The following is a 15,406-nucleotide window of genomic DNA, read 5'->3' on the forward strand; positions in this document are numbered from 1 at the left end:
GTGGCGATGACCATGGCCTCGCGCACGGTGTACTTGCCCTGCTGGTACATCGCGTTGGTGACGAGCAGGCCGATGGAATAGCTGCCGACGAAGGAGGTGACGGCGTCGATGGCCGAGTAGCCGGGGGTGCGGAAGAGCGGGCGCATCACGCGCTCCATCAGCACGCCCACCAGCTCGAGCAGGCCGAAGCCCACCAGGAAGCTCAGCGCCAGACCGCCGATGGGGATGAGCACGCCCACCGACAGCGCCAGCTTCTCGAAGAGGAAGGGCAGCATGTCTTTCTGGGTGGCCCAGTCGGGGGCCAGCCCGGCCAGGTACAGGCCTGCCAAGGCCAGGCCGGCCAGCTTGATCACGCTGAACACCCGTGCCGTGGCGCTCTGGCGGAAAGCCCCGGTGACGAAGGGTGACACAGCCCCCCAGGCCATCAGTGCCAGCACGAAGGCCACCGCCAGGCTGCGCTGCTCGCGCACCAGGTAGCTGCTGAGGTGATCCACCGGAATGGTGCGCCGGCCGCCGATCTCGATGTCGACGAAGAAGAGAAAGACGCCCACGGCGCTGAAGGCCAGCAGCTTGAGCAGCGGGAGGGCCAGGCCGCCAGGGGGCCAGGCCAGGGCGGTGTCAGGACGGGGCATGCGGTGTCTCCTGTGGTGGTTGGTGCGCCTATACAAATGGCTCAAATCGCAGCCAAGTTGTATATACATTTTGATTGTCGAGGCCGAAAGGCGTCAATACAATCCGCGTCGGAAAGTCTTGGTGATTACCCTAGATGAACACGACCCTCCCGCCCGCTGACGGGGCCCGGCAGCCGGCCTACCAGGTCATCAAGGCTTACGTGCTGGAACGCATCCAGAGTGGACAGTGGAAGGAAGGCGACGCCATCCCGGGCGAGGAGGCGCTGGCACGCGAGTTCGGCGTGTCGCGCATGACGGTCAACCGCGCGATCCGCGAACTGAGCGACGAGCAGATCGTCGTGCGGGTGCAGGGCTCGGGCACCTTCGTGGCCCAGCAGAAGTACCAGTCCACGTTGGTGGAGATCCGCAACATCGCCGACGAGGTGGCCGCGCGCGGCCATGTGCACCGCAGCGAGCTGCAGCTTCTGGAACGCTGCAAGGCCAGCGAGGCGCTGGCGCGCCAGTTCGGGTTGTCAGCGCGGGCGGCGCTGTTCCATTCGGTGGTGGTGCATTACGAGAACGAGCTGCCCATCCAGGTGGAGGATCGCTACGTCAACCCACAGGTGGCGCCCGATTACCTGGCCCAGGACTTCCGCAGCCAAACGCCCAACGCCTACCTGATACGCGTGGCGCCGCTGCAGGGCGTGCGCTTTGCCATCGAGGCCTGCCTGCCGCCGAAGGAGATCGGCGAGCTGCTGCACATGGGCCCGCACGAGCCCTGCCTGGTGCTGCGCCGCCAGACCCACTCGCAAGGCCAGGTGGCCTCGGTGGCGGCGATGTGGCACCCGGCCTCGCGCTACCAGTTCACCGGCAGCTTCTGATCCCGGTCATTGGAAGGCCACCTCGGCGAAGCTGCGCAGCTTGCGGCTGTGCAGGCGGTCCACCCCTTCGCCGCGCAGGATCTCGATGGCGCGGATGCCGATGCGCAGGTGCTGGTCCACGCGCTCGCGGTAGAACTGGTTGGCCATGCCCGGCAGCTTGAGTTCACCGTGCAGCGGCTTGTCGCTCACGCACAGCAAGGTGCCGTAGGGCACGCGAAAGCGAAAGCCGTTGGCCGCCACGGTGGCGCTTTCCATGTCCAGCGCCACCGCGCGGCTCTGGCTGAAGCGGCGCTCGGGCGTGCGGTGCGGCAGCAGCTCCCAGTTGCGGTTGTCGGTGCTGGCCACGGTGCCGGTGCGCAGGATGCGCTTGAGCTCGTAGCCGCTGAGCTGCGTGATGTCGGCCACGGCGGTCTGCAGCGCGATCTGCACCTCGGCCAGCGCGGGAATCGGCACCCACAGCGGCAGGTCTTCGTCGAGCACGTGGTCTTCGCGCACATAGCCGTGGGCCAGCACGTAGTCGCCCAGTTGCTGGGTGTTGCGCAGCCCCGCGCAGTGGCCGAGCATGATCCACGCATGCGGGCGCAGCACGGCGATGTGATCGGTGATGGTCTTGGCGTTCGCGGGCCCCACGCCAATGTTCACCATCGTGATGCCTGCGCGGTCTCGCCGCACGAGGTGGTAGGCCGGCATCTGCGGCAGGCGCGGCGGCGGCGCGCCCAGGGCGTCGTCCGGTTCGGGCGCCTCGCCCTGGCGGCGCGTGACCACGTTGCCGGGTTCGACGAAGGCCACGTAGCCGTCGTCGGCCGCGGCATCCTTCGAGGCGGTGAACAGTGCACCCTGGTCGGGGGCCTGTGTCATCAGCTCGCGGCCTAGGCGCACGAACTCGTCGATATAGAACTGGTAGTTCGTGAACAGGACGAAATTCTGGAAGTGCTCGGGCGCGGTGCCGGTGTAGTGGCGCAGGCGGTGCAGCGAGTAGTCCACACGCGGCGCGGTGAACAGCGCCAGCGGATGCGGCTCGCCGGGCGCGGGCTCGTAGGTGCCGTTGGCGATGCCATCGTCCATCGCGCCCAGGTCGGGCAGGTCGAAAAGATCGCGCAGACGCAGGCGGCGGGCCGCGTCGAGCTGGCCTTCGACATGGTCGGAGCTGTCCACGGCGAAGTGCACTGGGATGGGCTGCTGGCTGGTGCCCACCTCCAGGTCCACGCGGTGATTGCGCAACAGAAGCCGGAACTGCTCGCGGTAGTAGTCCTCGTACAGGTCGGGGCGGGTCAGTGTGGTCTCGTAGGTGCCCGGCCCCGCCACGAAGCCATAGGACAGGCGAGAGTCCGCGCGCGCGACGGTGTCGGTGTGGATGCGCACGTAGGGGTAGCAGGCGCGCACGTGGCGAGCCGGGTCTTCACCGGCCACGAAGCGGCGCAAAGACTCGCGCAGATGGGCGAGGCTCTCGTCGTAGATGCGCTTGACATAGGCCAGCGCGGCGTTCGGGTCTTGAAAGCGTTGGGGCGGGAAAAAAGGCGGTGTGTGCATGGACCACAGCGGATTCGTTCAGGACGCGGTGGGGTATTGTGAGCCGAACGGGGAGTACCCGGGATCCAGCGGCACACACCGGCAGGACGTGGCTCAGGTCACCGGCGCAGGATTGAAAAGCACCAGCGCGTTGTGCAGCTTCCAATGCTCGGCCCAGGTCTTCTTGCGGCCGCTGGCCACGTCGAGCATGAAGTGGAACAACTCCCAGCCCAGTTCCTCAATGCTGGCCTGGCCATCGGCGATCCGCCCGGCGTTGATATCCATCAGATCGTGCCAGCGGCGGGCCAGTTCACTGCGGGTGGCCACCTTGATCACCGGGCAGGCGGCCAGGCCATAGGGCGTGCCGCGTCCGGTGGTGAAGACGTGCAGGTTCATGCCGGCGGCCAGTTGCAGGGTGCCGCAGATGAAGTCACTGGCCGGCGTGGCGGCGTACAGCAGCCCCCGCTGGGTGGCGCGCTCACCCGGCGCCACCACGCCCGAGATCGGCGCGGTGCCGCTCTTGATGATGGAGCCCATGGCCTTTTCGACGATGTTCGACAGCCCCCCCTTCTTGTTGCCGGGCGTGGTGTTGGCGCTGCGGTCTACTTGACCGCGCTTCAAATAAGCGTCGTACCAGGCCATCTGCTGGATCATCGCCTCGGCCACTGCGGGCGTGGCCGTACGCGCGGTGAGCTGATCGATGCCATCGCGCACTTCGGTCACTTCCGAAAACATCACGGTGGCGCCAGCGCGCACCAGCAAATCGGTGCAAAAGCCCACGGCAGGGTTGGCGGTGACGCCGGAGAAGGCATCGCTGCCGCCGCATTGCACACCCACCACCAACTCGCTGGCCGCAACGGTTTGCCGCCGACGCGCATTGAGTCGCTGCAAATGCATCTCGGCCTGGCGCATGATCGAATCGATCATCGACTCGAAGCCCACGTGGGCCTCGTCTTGCAGGCACACCACGTCAAGCCCACCACGATCGTCTTCGCCGATGGGGATGCTGCCAGGCGGCAGCAGGCGCTCGGGTTGCAGCTTTTCGCAGCCCAGGCTGACGACCATGACCTCGCCGCCGAAATTGGGGTTGCGGGCCAAGTTGCGCAGCGTGCGGATCGGAATGATGGCCTCGGGCGCATCGATGGCCACGCCGCAGCCGTAGCTGTGTTCGAGTGCCACCACGTCGTCGACGTTGGGGTACTTGGGCAGCAGCTCACGTTTGATGCGTTGCACGGCGTACTCGGTGACCCCGGCGACGCACTGCACCGTCTGGGTGATGGCCAGGATGTTGCGCGTGCCCACCGAGCCGTCGGGGTTGCGGTAGCCCTCGAAGGTGTAGCCTTCCAGCGGCGGCAAGTCCGGCGGCCGGCACGTGGCCAGCGGCAAGTTCTCCAGCTCGCGCGCCGGTGGCATGTGCAGCACACGCTCATGCACCCAAGTGCCCGCAGGCAGTGCCCGCAGCGCGCGGCCGATGACCACGTTGTAGCGCCGCACCTCGGCGCCCTCGGCCAAATCGGCCAACGCCACCTTATGGGCTTGGGGCACATGCTCACGCAACGTGATGCCGTCAACGACGGTGCCCGCGGGCAGGCCGCCGTCGTTGGCCACGATGGCCACGTTGTCGGCCGGGTGCATGCGGATGAGCAGAGGCGGGGTCATACGAGACATCAAGGCTTGACGTTACCGTCTTTGACGATCTTCGCCCATTTGGCCAGCTCTTTGCGACCGAACTCAGCAAACTGTTCGGGGCTGTTGGGCTGGTACTCCAGCCCCAGGCCTTCCATGCGAGTCTTGATGTCGGGTGTGGCGATGATGGCGGCCAGCGTCTGGTTCATTTTCTGAACGATGGCTGGCGGCGTTCCGGCAGGGGCGTAAATGGCCTGCCAGCTTGCCACGTCGAAGCCGGCCACACCCGCTTCCTGCATCGTGGGTACGTCTGGCAGCACCCGGCTGCGAGTGGCCGAAGTGACGGCCAAGGCGCGCACTTTGCCAGATTGAATGTGCGGTAGGGCCACAGTAGCGGTTTCAAAGCTGACCGGGATCTGCCCGCTTATCAGGTCTTGAATGGCCGGTGCACTGCCGCGATAGGGCACGTGGGTGAGCTCGGCGCCGGCCAGCAGTTTGAAGGCCTCGCCCGACATATGTTGTGAGCTACCGGTGCCGGCAGATCCAAAGGCAATGGTGCCAGGCTTGGATTTGGCGGCGGCAATCAGATCAGCCACCGTCTTGTAGGGTTGATTGGCTCCCACCAACAGCACGTTGGAGATGCTGCCGAGCAACATCACAGGAGCGAAGTCTTTTGCCGCGTCGTAAGGCATTTTGGGCTGTAGCGCCGGATTGATCGCGTGGCTTGCAATCGTGCCCAACAAGAAGGTGTATCCGTCCGGTGCGGATTTGGCCACGCTGTCGGCGCCGATCACGCCACCGGCACCGGCTTTGTTCTCGATCACGATGGTTTGCTTGAGCGATGCCTGCAGCTTTTCTGCCAGCGTGCGAGCGAGGATGTCGGATGTACCACCGGGTGCGAAAGGCACGACGATCTTTACGGGTTTGGTGGGCCAGTTGTCCTGGGCATGGGCTCCCAAAGGGGCTGCCAGGAGCGCCAGCATGCCAGCAAGACCGGCAGTCAGGAAGGTGCGTCGAATCATGTGCATGATAGGTCGTACAGCGAATAAACAAGGAGAAACGAGGCGCGATGCGTTGCCTCACGAAGGAAGGTCGACGATCTCGACCCAATTGGGATTGAGACCAACACGGGCCCGTCCGGTGTCGACCAATTCACCTGTGTGGGTGTTCAGTGCGTAAACGGTGAGGTGATGCGACGCTTGCCCGGCCACCACAACCTGACGTGCATCGGGAGTGACCTGCATGCCGCGCGGTTGAATCTCTGTGGGCGTTTGTGCGAGCAATCGAGGTTGGCCAGGGGTGACGGACAGGTCGAAGAGCGAGAGGGTGCTCGACCGACGCTCTGTGGTGAGCACACAGCGGGCATCGGGCGATAGGCGAAGCTCTGCAGCCCAGGGGGCGTCCCCAAAGCATGGTGGCATTACGCTGACGTGATGCCGCCAATGCAGCGCCCCGGTCTCTGACTCGACAGCGAAGGTGTCGAGCATTCCATCGAGTTCGTTGAGCAGATAAAGCCAACGGCCACTGGGGTGGAACACCAGATGGCGAGGACCGGACCGCTCGCGTACCGCCATCGTGGCCGGAGTGGTGACTTCCAAGTGACCGTTGCGTAAACGGTAGCGGTGTATTTGGTCGTTGCCCAAGCTGGTGGCGTAGACGTACTGATTGGCAGGGTCGACCACGATGGCATGGGCATGATGGCCGGTGGGAAGCAGTTGCGTCGGCGCTTGGGCGATGCCATTGGCGTCGATGGTCCCGATGCTGATGCAGTGGCTCCCGTAAGATGCACCCATCCAGTGTCGCCCCGTGAGGTCGCAGGACAAGTAGGCCAGACTCACGGACACTGGGGCTTGCCCCAACAGCACCAGAGTGCCGTCTGCGGAGACGCCCACACTGAGCACTGCTAACGGTTCACTGCGGCGGGCCACGTAGAGCCGGTGACCCGAAGGATGCAGGGCCATGGGCATCAGCATTCCGCCGAGTCTGAGCACTTGATGGGGGGTCAGACGCCCATCCGATGACAATGTGAGCGTGTGCAACTCGCCACTGTCGGCGCAGGACACCACTACCAACCGGACCATTTCCTCACAGCCCCATGGCTCGTGGCAGCCACAATGACAGACCCGGGACGTAGGTCACCAGCATGAGTACGAGGAACAACGCGGCGAAGAACGGCAGCATGGTCCTCGAAACGACCCCCAGCGGCAGCTTGGCGACGGCACTGCCCACGAACAACACCGTTCCTACAGGCGGTGTGATCAGGCCAATGCCCAGGTTGATCATCATGATCATGCCGAAATGCACCGGGTCGATGCCCAGCGAGGTGACCACCGGCAGCAGGATGGGGGTGCAGATCAGGATGAGCGGCGACATATCCATCAAGCAGCCCAATGCAATCAGCATCAGGTTGATCATCAAGAGGATGACGACCTTGTTGTCCGAAAGGCTGGTGAAGAAGGCTGTGACCTTCATCGGGATTTGCATCAGAGTCATCAGGTAGCCGAAGGCGGCTGCAAAGCCGATGAGGATCATGACGACGGTGACTGTCTTGACGGTCCGGTGTACGAGCTTAGGAAGATCACGCCATTTGTAGTCACGGTAGACGAACATCGTCACGAAGAAGGCCCACAGCACCGCGATCGATGCTGATTCGTTGGCGGTGAATACGCCACTGAGAATGCCTCCAAGGATGATGACCATGGTCATCAGGCCCCACAGGGCTTCGACACAAATCTTCAATGCCTGACGCAATGGGATGACTTCACCCTTAGGGAAGTTGTTTTTCTTCGCGATGACCAGGCACATAGCCGCCAGCGTGAGCCCCAACAGCAAGCCCGGCAGTACGCCGGCCATGAAAAGGGCGGCGATGGAGACTGTGCCGCCAGCCGCCAGCGAATACAGGACGGCGTTATGACTGGGTGGAATCAGGATGGCTTGCACGGACCCACTGACTGTCACAGCAGTGGCAAAGGTTCTTGGGTAGCCCTTTTTCTCCATCTCGGGGATGAGCACAGAGCCCACCGAGGCGGTGTCAGCGACCGAAGAGCCCGAGATCGCGCCGAAGAAGGTCGACGCCAGGATGTTCACCAGGGAGAGCCCTCCGCGAATGAAGCCTACCAACACATTGGCGAAAGCCACCAAGCGTCGCGCGATGCCGCCCTCGGCCATGATCGCACCGGCCAGCACGAAAAATGGAATGGCTAGCAAAGAGAACTTGTTGACGCCGGAAGCGAGCTGGATCATCACGGCGTCCAGCGGCAAATCGATCCACAAAGCGCCGATGATGGAGGCCAAACCCAGCGAATAGGCCACCGGTACGCCCACCAGCACCAGGCCAAAGAAGCTGCCTAACAAAATGAGCGCGTCCATCAAAGCCCCCCCTGTTCGTCATAGCGCACGACAGATCGGTGGGCTTGTGATCCGAACATGCGCTTTTCGATCACGAACAGCAATGTGAGCAGAGAGCCGATAGGCAGCGACGCGTAGGTCACACCCACGGGCAGCCAAGGCAATTCGCTGATGGATTGGCCCATGGTCGTCAGACACAACCGGGTGCCGTAGTACAGGACGAAGAGACACACGGCGACCATGAGTGCATCGACCCCCATCTCAATCAGCCGCTGAGTCCGCTGCGGCAAGCGCTGTACCAGCACATTGACGGCGATGTGGCCTGCGGCACGGTAGGCTGCAGCACCGCCCACGAACGTAAAGACCATCATCAGCAAAATGGCGATAGGTTCAGGCCACTGAGATCCTGTGCCGAGCACGTAGCGGGTGAACACCCCCCACGGGATGATGAGGGACATGAGGAAGATCGCGGTACCGGCGGCCCATATAGCCGCCAGGTAGACAGCGTCCATCAAGCGGATGTAGCGGGATTCCATTGCACCGGGATTTACTGAACGGCTTCGATGCGTTTCATCAGGTCGGCGAACTGAGCGCCATACTTCGCACGCACCGGTGCGGTGGCTTCATAGAAGGGTTTGGTGTCGATTTGGATGAACTCAACGCCGGCGGCCTTGAGTTTGTCCGTGTACTCGGCCACGCTCTTGTCCCACAGCACGCGCTGTTCCATTTGTGCTTCACGGGCGAGCTTCTTCACCAGCGCCTGGTCGTCTTTCGACAGCTTGTCCCAGGTGACCTTGGACATCACGAGTACTTCCGGGATCATCAGATGGTGAGTCTGGGTGTAATACTTTGCGCCGGTGTTGTAGTGATTGCTGGTGAAGTAGCTGGGCGGATTGTTCTCAGCGCCATCGACCACGTTGGTTTGCAATGCGCTAAAGACTTCTCCATAGCCCATTGAGATGCCGTTGCCTCCCATCGCATTCATGGTGTCCACGAACAAGGGGTTGCCCATCATGCGGATCTTCAGGCCCTTCAGGTCTGCGGGCGTGCGTACCGGCTTTTTCGTGTACAAACTGCGCGATCCGCTGTCCATCCAGGCCAGTGCCACGAGTCGAGCGGGCGAAGCGCTGATCTTGTCGAGCATTTCGGTGCCGATCGGCCCGTCAAGCACGGCACGCATATGTGCCTGACTACGGAAGACGAAGGGCATGTTGAAGACATTGACTTCGGGCACCACTGGTCCAATGGGCCCGAGTGAGGTACGCAGCAGTTGGATGGCGCCGACCTGCGTTTGCTCGATCATCTCTTTCTCGCCGCCGAGCACACCGCCGGGGAACATTTGGACTTTGATGCGGCCGTTCGTGGCAGCCGCGAGTTTTTTGCCCATGCTCTCGACGGCCTCGACGGTGGGGTAGCCTGCGGGATGCACGTCGGCTGCTTTCAGGGTGAGCGTTTGTGCCTGGGTCGTGCTGCAGATCGTTAGCAAGGCCGTGGCAGCGATCAGCAGTTGGCGGCGGGTGTGGAACATGCTATTCGTCTCCTCGTTGCTTACTCGAAAGGTCCGGTGCGCACGAAGGCGCCCCCTTGGTAAATCGTGGCGGGGTCGTTGGGGTCGAGGTGTGGTTGCCGAGCCTCGACGGCGACGCGAAATACGTCCGAGCTGTCTTGCGGTCGGTAGCCGATGTGACGGGCTTTGGTGTTGTCCCACCAGGCGGTGCTGTTGTCGGACATGCCGTAGATCACGCTGTAGCCCACAACGGGTGCCGTCAAGCTGGCCACCACCAGGCGCTCCAGGTCGTCGTAGCTCAACCAGGTCGCGAGCATGCGGCGGTCTTTCGGTTCGGGGAAAGACGAACCGATGCGCAGTGCCACGGTCTCGATGCCGTAGCGGTCGAAGTAAAACCGCGCCAAGTTCTCGCCGAAGGCTTTGCTCACGCCGTACAAGCCATCGGGTCGGGGTGCAGCTTCGGTGTCGAGCACCTCGTCTTGTCTGTAAAAACCCGTGACGTGGTTGGAGCTGGCGTAGACGATGCGTCGAACTCCATGGGTGCGCGCGGCTTCGTAGAGGTGATAGACCCCGACGATATTGGCCTGCAGGATGGGCTCCCAGGCTTGCTCGGTCGAGATGCCGCCCAGGTGAACCACGGCGTTCACGCCTTGCAACAAGGCGAGCACGCCGGATTTGTCTTGCAGGTCAACGCGGTGCAGTTCCTCGCCCGGGCCGGCGTCGCCCAAATCGGCAATGTCGCTGACGCGTAAGGTGTCACAGTAGGCCTTCAAGCGAGGGCGCAGTACTCGACCCAGACCGCCGGCAGCACCAGTGAGCAGCAGGCGTTCGAATCGCAGGGGCGTAGGATGCTGGGCGGGCATGATGCGGCTTGCGTATCCAGGAGCGGGTTGCTAGAGTCAATCCAGCGGCGTCATACGTCGTCAGTCGTCATACAACAATCGTCGTTCAGCCTCGGGGTGCTGTCAAGGCGGCAAGCCTCGGGGTTTACTCGGAGTCTCATGTCCACCCTCGCCCTTCCTGCTCGTCGCAAGTCCCGCACCCTGGCGCTCGATCTCGTCGATGCATTGAGCGCGCGTATTCGCGCCGGTCAGTGGGGGGTGGGCGATAAGCTGCCCACCGAGGCGGCCATCATGGAAGAGTTTGGTGTGAGCCGCACCGTGGTGCGCGAGGCGCTGTCCAAGCTGCAAGCGGGTGGCTGGGTGCAAACTCGTCATGGGATCGGCACGTTTGTGGTCGGTGCCGGTGAGGCGGGGGCGTTTCGCATCGCGTCCGAGCAGGTGGCCACGCTGCGCGACGTGATTGCCGTGTTGGAGCTGCGCATCGGCGTGGAAGCCGAGGCCGCCGCGCTGGCGGCCGTGCGTCGCGAGCAAGCCCATTTGCAGGCGATGCATGAGGCGCAGGCGGCGTTTGCGCGGGCCATCGAGGATGGCACCGATGCGGTGGCGGCCGACCGGGCTTTGCACATGGAGATCGCCCGCGCCAGTCAGAACCCGCATTTCCTGGACTTGATGCAGCACTTGGGTGACATGTTGATCCCGCGCTCGCGGGTGAATTCGGCCCGTCTGGCCGGTCAGGGGCGGCGCGAGTATTTGCTGCGTGTGCTGGCCGAGCACGACAGTGTGATCGTGGCCATTGCCAACCGCGACCCGGAGGCGGCCCGCGCGGCCATGCGCACCCATTTGTCCAACAGCCGCGAGCGGCTGCGTCGCGCACAGGAAGCGGCCGAAAGCGCGGGGGCTTGAGGCCGGCGGGGCTGCGGTCTACGTAGAACTGCGTCTACGTAGAACTGCGGATCACAAACCGTGCGGCGGAGCATTGAATCCTGGGTCTTGATGTTGTACGATGACTGACAACAATGCAGCTTCGGTTCCTGCGAATCGGGGCGTTTTCCTTCCAGCCTGTGAGCCTGCCCATGAGTCCTCAAGACCTGCAACGCACGATTTCTTCCGGCCTGTTGTCCTTTCCACTGACGGACTTCGATGCTGATCTGCGCTTTGCCCCCAAGCCCTACGCCGAACGCCTGGAGTGGCTCATGCCGTATGGGGCCAGCGCGTTGTTTGCTGCCGGTGGCACGGGCGAGTTTTTCTCGCTGGAGCCGCGGGAGTACGCCGATGTGATTCGTGTGGCGGTGCAGACCTGCAAGGGGCGCATGCCCATCATTGCCGGTGCCGGCGGGGGCACGATGCTGGCGATCCAGTACGCCCAGGAGGCCGAGCGTCAGGGGGCGCAAGGGGTGCTGCTGCTGCCGCACTACCTGACCGAAGCCACACAAGAGGGGCTGGTGGCTCATGTCGAGGCGGTATGCAAGAGCGTGCGCTTGGGGGTCATCGTCTACAACCGCGGGGCGTGCAGGCTCACGCCGCAGTCCTTGTCCATCCTGGCCGAGCGCTGCCCCAACTTGATTGGATTCAAGGATGGCATCGGTGATATCGAGGCTTTCGTGTCCATCCGTCAGCGCCTGGGCGATCGCTTCGCTTATCTGGGGGGCTTGCCCACGGCCGAGGTGTTTGCCGGTGCCTACAAAGCCATGGGGTGCCCGGTGTACTCGTCGGCGGTGTTCAACTTCATCCCCCGCACGGCCATGGCGTTCTACAACGCTCATGCCACCGGGGACACGGCCACGACCGACCGCCTCATCCGCGACTTCTTCCTGCCCTACATCGAGTTGCGCAATCGGGGCCACGGCTATGCGGTGAGCATCGTGAAGGCGGGCGCATCGATTGTGGGTCGCAGCGCCGGGCCCGTGCGGCCGCCGCTGTCGGAGTTGAAGCCCGCAGAGGTCGAACAACTGCGCGCGCTGATCCAAACGCTGGGGCCTCAATGAGTCGCAGGTGAATTCTCACGATCGATGCTCGAGGACTCGAGGAGACTGTCATGTTGAGACTGAACGCCAAAAAATGGCTGCTTGCGTTGGCTGTGGGTTGGGGGCTGATGAGCAGCGCCTGGGCCTGGCCGGACAAGCCGGTGACCCTGGTCGTGCCGTTCCCGCCGGGGGGCTCCACCGACACCTTGGCCCGGGCGATTGCGCCCAAGCTGCAACAGCAGCTGGGCCAGAGCTTCATCGTTGAGAACAAGCCGGGGGCGACGGGCACCATCGGCGCCAGCCTGGTGGTGCGCGCACCGGCCGACGGCCACACGATCCTCGTGGCTTCTTTGGGGCCCTTCGTGATCGCGCCGCATTTGCTCAAGAGCGTGCCCTACGATGCCATCAAGGATCTCGACGGGCTGACGGTAGCCGTGCAGGCGCCCAATGTGCTGGTGGTGCCGGCGGCCTCGCCGTTCAAGTCGCTGTCGGATTTGCTGGCCCATGCCAAGGCCCACCCTGGGAAGCTGACCTTCGCCTCATCGGGCAACGGCTCGTCCGACCACCTCACGGCCGAACTGTTTTGGCAGCAGTCGGGAACCACCGGCATTCACGTGCCCTACAAAGGCGGCGCACCTGCGATTTCCGACTTGTTGGGCGGTCAGGTGGACGCCTCGTTCCAGAACATCAACGCCATCATCCAACATGTGCGCACGGGCAAGCTGCGCGCCTTGGCCATCACCTCGACCCAGCGCTCCAAGCTCCTGCCCGAAGTGCCCACCCTGGACGAAGCGGGCATCAAAGGGGCTGATGTGTATTCCTGGCAAGGCATCGCGGCGCCGCGCGGATTGCCGGCGGACGTCAAAGCCAAGCTGCATGCCGCCTTGGTGGCAGCGCTCAACGATCCGCAAATCCGTGAACAGTTCGTTTCGGTGGGCTTTGAGCTGGTGGCCAACACGCCGGAACAGTTTGCCGCGTTCCAGCGCGCCGAGTACGAGCGCTGGCGCCAGCTGATCAAGGCGCGCAACATCACGGCCGACTGAGTTGGGACAGCGCCGTTCGTTTGGAGATTTCATGTCCTTGCACGACACCCCCCGCATCACGGCGTTGCGCGCGATTCCCGTCGCCGGCCGCGACAGCATGCTGCTCAACCTCAGCGGCGCGCATGGGCCGTTTTTCACGCGCAACCTGGTGATCCTCACAGACAGTGCCGGACGCACCGGCGTCGGTGAGGTGCCCGGCGGAGACAACATCCGTCAAACCCTCGAAGACGCCGCGCCCTTGGTCCTGGGGCAAACCTTGGGCGCGCACCGGCAGATCCTGCAACGGGTGCAACACGCCTTCGCCGAGCGCGATCGGGGCGGACGCGGCTTGCAGACCTTCGATTTGCGCACCACCATTCATGCGGTGGCGGCGCTGGAGTCGGCCTTGCTGGACTTGCTCGGCCAGCATTTGGGGGTGCCGGTGGCGGCTTTGCTGGGCGAAGGCCAGCAGCGCGACAAGGTGGAGATGCTGGGCTATCTCTTTTTCGTGGGGGATCGCACGCGCACCGATCTGCCGTACACCGACCCGGCCAGCGAAACCGGCGAAGACGAATGGTTCCGCGTGCGTCATGCCCCGGCACTGACGCCCGAGGCCATCGTGCGTCAGGCCGAGGCCGCGCACGCACGCTACGGCTTCAACGACTTCAAGCTCAAAGGCGGTGTGTTGCGCGGCGAAGAGGAAGTCGAGGCGGTGCGCGCGTTGCACGAACGCTTTCCGAACGCCCGCGTGACGCTGGACCCCAATGGCGGCTGGCGGCTCAAAGACGCCATCCGCCTGATGCGCGATTTGCGCGGCGTGCTCGCCTATGCCGAAGATCCCTGCGGGGCTGAAGACGGCTTTTCGGGACGCGAGGTGATGGCGGAGTTCCGCCGCGCCACCGGCCTGCCCACGGCCACCAACATGATTGCCACCGATTGGCGTCAGATGGTGCATGCGCTGGCCTTGCAATCCGTGGACATTCCGCTGGCCGATCCGCATTTCTGGACGCTGTCGGGCTCGGTGCGGGTGGCGCAGACCTGCCGTGACTGGGGACTGACCTGGGGCTCGCACTCCAACAACCACTTCGATGTGTCGTTGGCCATGTTCACGCACGTGGCCGCTGCCGCGCCGGGCCGGGTCACGGCCATCGACACCCATTGGATCTGGCAAGACGGCCAGCGTCTGACGAAAGAGCCGCTGTCCATCCGCAACGGATTCGTCCAAGTGCCGGACAGGCCGGGACTGGGCATCGAGCTGGACATGGCCGAGGTGGAAAAAGCACATCAGCTGTATCTGCGGCATGGCCTGGGCGCCCGAGACGACTCGATCGCGATGCAGTACTTGATCCCCAACTGGGCTTTCGACCCCAAGCGGCCTTGTCTGGTCCGCTGAACGAGACACACCATGTTCAAAAACCTGATCAATGGCCAATGGGTGGAGGGGCCTGGCGCCATTCGCAACATCAACCCCTCCGACACGCGCGATGTGATCGGCGAGTACGCTCAGGCCGATGCTGAGCAGGCGCGACAGGCCATTGCCGCGGCACATGCCGCGTTCCCGGCTTGGTCGCTGAGCACACCGCAGCAGCGCTTCGACATCCTCGATGCGGTGGGCACGGAAATCCTGGCGCGGCGCGCCGAGCTGGGCGATTTGCTGGCCCGCGAGGAGGGCAAGACCTTGCCGGAAGCCGTTGGTGAGGTGGTGCGCGCCGGCAACATCTTCAAGTACTTTGCCGGCGAGGCCTTGCGCTGCGCGGGCGAGGTGCTGCCCTCGGTGCGTCCGGGGGTGGGGGTGGAGGTGACACGCGAGCCGCTGGGTGTGGTGGGTTTGATCACGCCCTGGAACTTCCCGATCGCCATTCCGGCCTGGAAAGTGGCGCCAGCGCTGGCGTATGGCAACACGGTGGTGCTCAAGCCGGCCGAACTCGTGCCGGGCTCGGCCTGGGCGCTGGCCGACATTGTCCAACGCGCCGGGCTGCCAGCCGGCGTGTTCAACCTCGTGATGGGCCGCGGCCGCGAGGTGGGTCAAGTGCTGCTGGACGATGCGCGCGTGGCGGCGGTCAGCTTCACCGGCTCGGTGGCCACCGGGCGTCAGG

General features: G+C 64.0%; 15 protein-coding genes. 6 read left to right on the top strand and 9 right to left on the bottom strand.

Annotation, left to right across the window (positions count from 1 at the left end):
- Positions 1 to 632, bottom strand: a 632-nt coding sequence (locus ACK42S_RS09000) for a nucleoside recognition domain-containing protein (protein ID WP_409705907.1), incomplete at its 3' end; no start/stop codon positions are given.
- Positions 633 to 766: 134 nt separating this feature from the next.
- On the opposite strand from ACK42S_RS09000, the gene hutC reads away from it, so the two are divergent.
- Positions 767 to 1,492 (top strand): histidine utilization repressor, encoded by a 726-nt coding sequence (hutC, locus tag ACK42S_RS09005; RefSeq protein ID WP_409705910.1) that lies wholly within the window; start codon positions 767 to 769, stop codon positions 1,490 to 1,492.
- A gap of 6 nt (positions 1,493 to 1,498) precedes the next feature.
- On the opposite strand, the gene ACK42S_RS09010 is transcribed toward hutC, so the two are convergent.
- The 8 genes from ACK42S_RS09010 to ACK42S_RS09045 all read right to left on the bottom strand — a co-directional run bounded on the left by ACK42S_RS09010 (position 1,499) and on the right by ACK42S_RS09045 (position 10,345).
- Positions 1,499 to 3,022 (bottom strand): AMP nucleosidase, encoded by a 1,524-nt coding sequence (locus ACK42S_RS09010; protein WP_409705914.1) that lies wholly within the window; start codon positions 3,020 to 3,022, stop codon positions 1,499 to 1,501.
- A gap of 93 nt (positions 3,023 to 3,115) precedes the next feature.
- Positions 3,116 to 4,660 carry a galactarate dehydratase gene (garD, locus tag ACK42S_RS09015; protein ID WP_409705917.1) on the bottom strand — a complete coding sequence of 515 codons (1,545 nt, stop codon included), beginning with the start codon at positions 4,658 to 4,660 and terminating at the stop codon, positions 3,116 to 3,118.
- A gap of 8 nt (positions 4,661 to 4,668) precedes the next feature.
- Entirely contained in the window at positions 4,669 to 5,649 is a 981-nt protein-coding gene (locus ACK42S_RS09020) for a Bug family tripartite tricarboxylate transporter substrate binding protein (RefSeq protein ID WP_409705920.1), read from the bottom strand.
- Positions 5,650 to 5,706: 57 nt separating this feature from the next.
- Positions 5,707 to 6,708: a lactonase family protein gene (locus ACK42S_RS09025; RefSeq protein WP_409705923.1), complete on the bottom strand. Its 1,002-nt coding sequence runs from the start codon at positions 6,706 to 6,708 to the stop codon at positions 5,707 to 5,709.
- A 4-nt stretch (positions 6,709 to 6,712) separates the two neighbouring features.
- Entirely contained in the window at positions 6,713 to 7,996 is a 1,284-nt protein-coding gene (locus ACK42S_RS09030) for a TRAP transporter large permease (protein ID WP_409705926.1), read from the bottom strand.
- Positions 7,996 to 8,487 carry a TRAP transporter small permease gene (locus ACK42S_RS09035; RefSeq protein WP_409705929.1) on the bottom strand — a complete coding sequence of 164 codons (492 nt, stop codon included), beginning with the start codon at positions 8,485 to 8,487 and terminating at the stop codon, positions 7,996 to 7,998. The genes ACK42S_RS09030 and ACK42S_RS09035 overlap by 1 nt, the downstream gene beginning before the upstream one ends.
- Before the next feature lie 35 nt (positions 8,488 to 8,522).
- Complete coding sequence (locus ACK42S_RS09040) at positions 8,523 to 9,503, bottom strand: TRAP transporter substrate-binding protein (protein WP_409705932.1); 981 nt, start codon at positions 9,501 to 9,503, stop codon at positions 8,523 to 8,525.
- 20 nt (positions 9,504 to 9,523) lie between these two features.
- Positions 9,524 to 10,345, bottom strand: a complete 822-nt coding sequence (locus ACK42S_RS09045) for an NAD-dependent epimerase/dehydratase family protein (RefSeq protein WP_409705935.1) — start codon at positions 10,343 to 10,345, stop codon at positions 9,524 to 9,526.
- Between the two features lie 138 nt (positions 10,346 to 10,483).
- On the opposite strand from ACK42S_RS09045, the gene ACK42S_RS09050 reads away from it, so the two are divergent.
- The 5 genes from ACK42S_RS09050 to ACK42S_RS09070 form a co-directional block, all read left to right on the top strand.
- Positions 10,484 to 11,227, top strand: coding sequence for a FadR/GntR family transcriptional regulator (locus ACK42S_RS09050; protein ID WP_409705938.1), 744 nt, complete (start codon positions 10,484 to 10,486; stop codon positions 11,225 to 11,227).
- A 170-nt stretch (positions 11,228 to 11,397) separates the two neighbouring features.
- Positions 11,398 to 12,309 carry a 5-dehydro-4-deoxyglucarate dehydratase gene (gene kdgD / locus ACK42S_RS09055; protein ID WP_409705941.1) on the top strand — a complete coding sequence of 304 codons (912 nt, stop codon included), beginning with the start codon at positions 11,398 to 11,400 and terminating at the stop codon, positions 12,307 to 12,309.
- A 50-nt stretch (positions 12,310 to 12,359) separates the two neighbouring features.
- The gene (locus ACK42S_RS09060) at positions 12,360 to 13,331 is read left to right on the top strand and encodes a Bug family tripartite tricarboxylate transporter substrate binding protein (protein ID WP_409705944.1); all 972 of its coding nucleotides are present in this window, start codon (positions 12,360 to 12,362) and stop codon (positions 13,329 to 13,331) included.
- Between the two features lie 31 nt (positions 13,332 to 13,362).
- Positions 13,363 to 14,703 carry a glucarate dehydratase gene (gene gudD, locus ACK42S_RS09065; protein ID WP_409705947.1) on the top strand — a complete coding sequence of 447 codons (1,341 nt, stop codon included), beginning with the start codon at positions 13,363 to 13,365 and terminating at the stop codon, positions 14,701 to 14,703.
- A gap of 12 nt (positions 14,704 to 14,715) precedes the next feature.
- The coding region (locus tag ACK42S_RS09070) for an aldehyde dehydrogenase family protein (RefSeq protein ID WP_409705950.1) at positions 14,716 to 15,406 on the top strand (691 nt) is incomplete at its 3' end.

It is taken from the genome of Caldimonas sp. (assembly GCF_046289365.1).
In the GTDB taxonomy this organism is placed as follows: Bacteria; Pseudomonadota; Gammaproteobacteria; order Burkholderiales; family Burkholderiaceae_C; genus Caldimonas.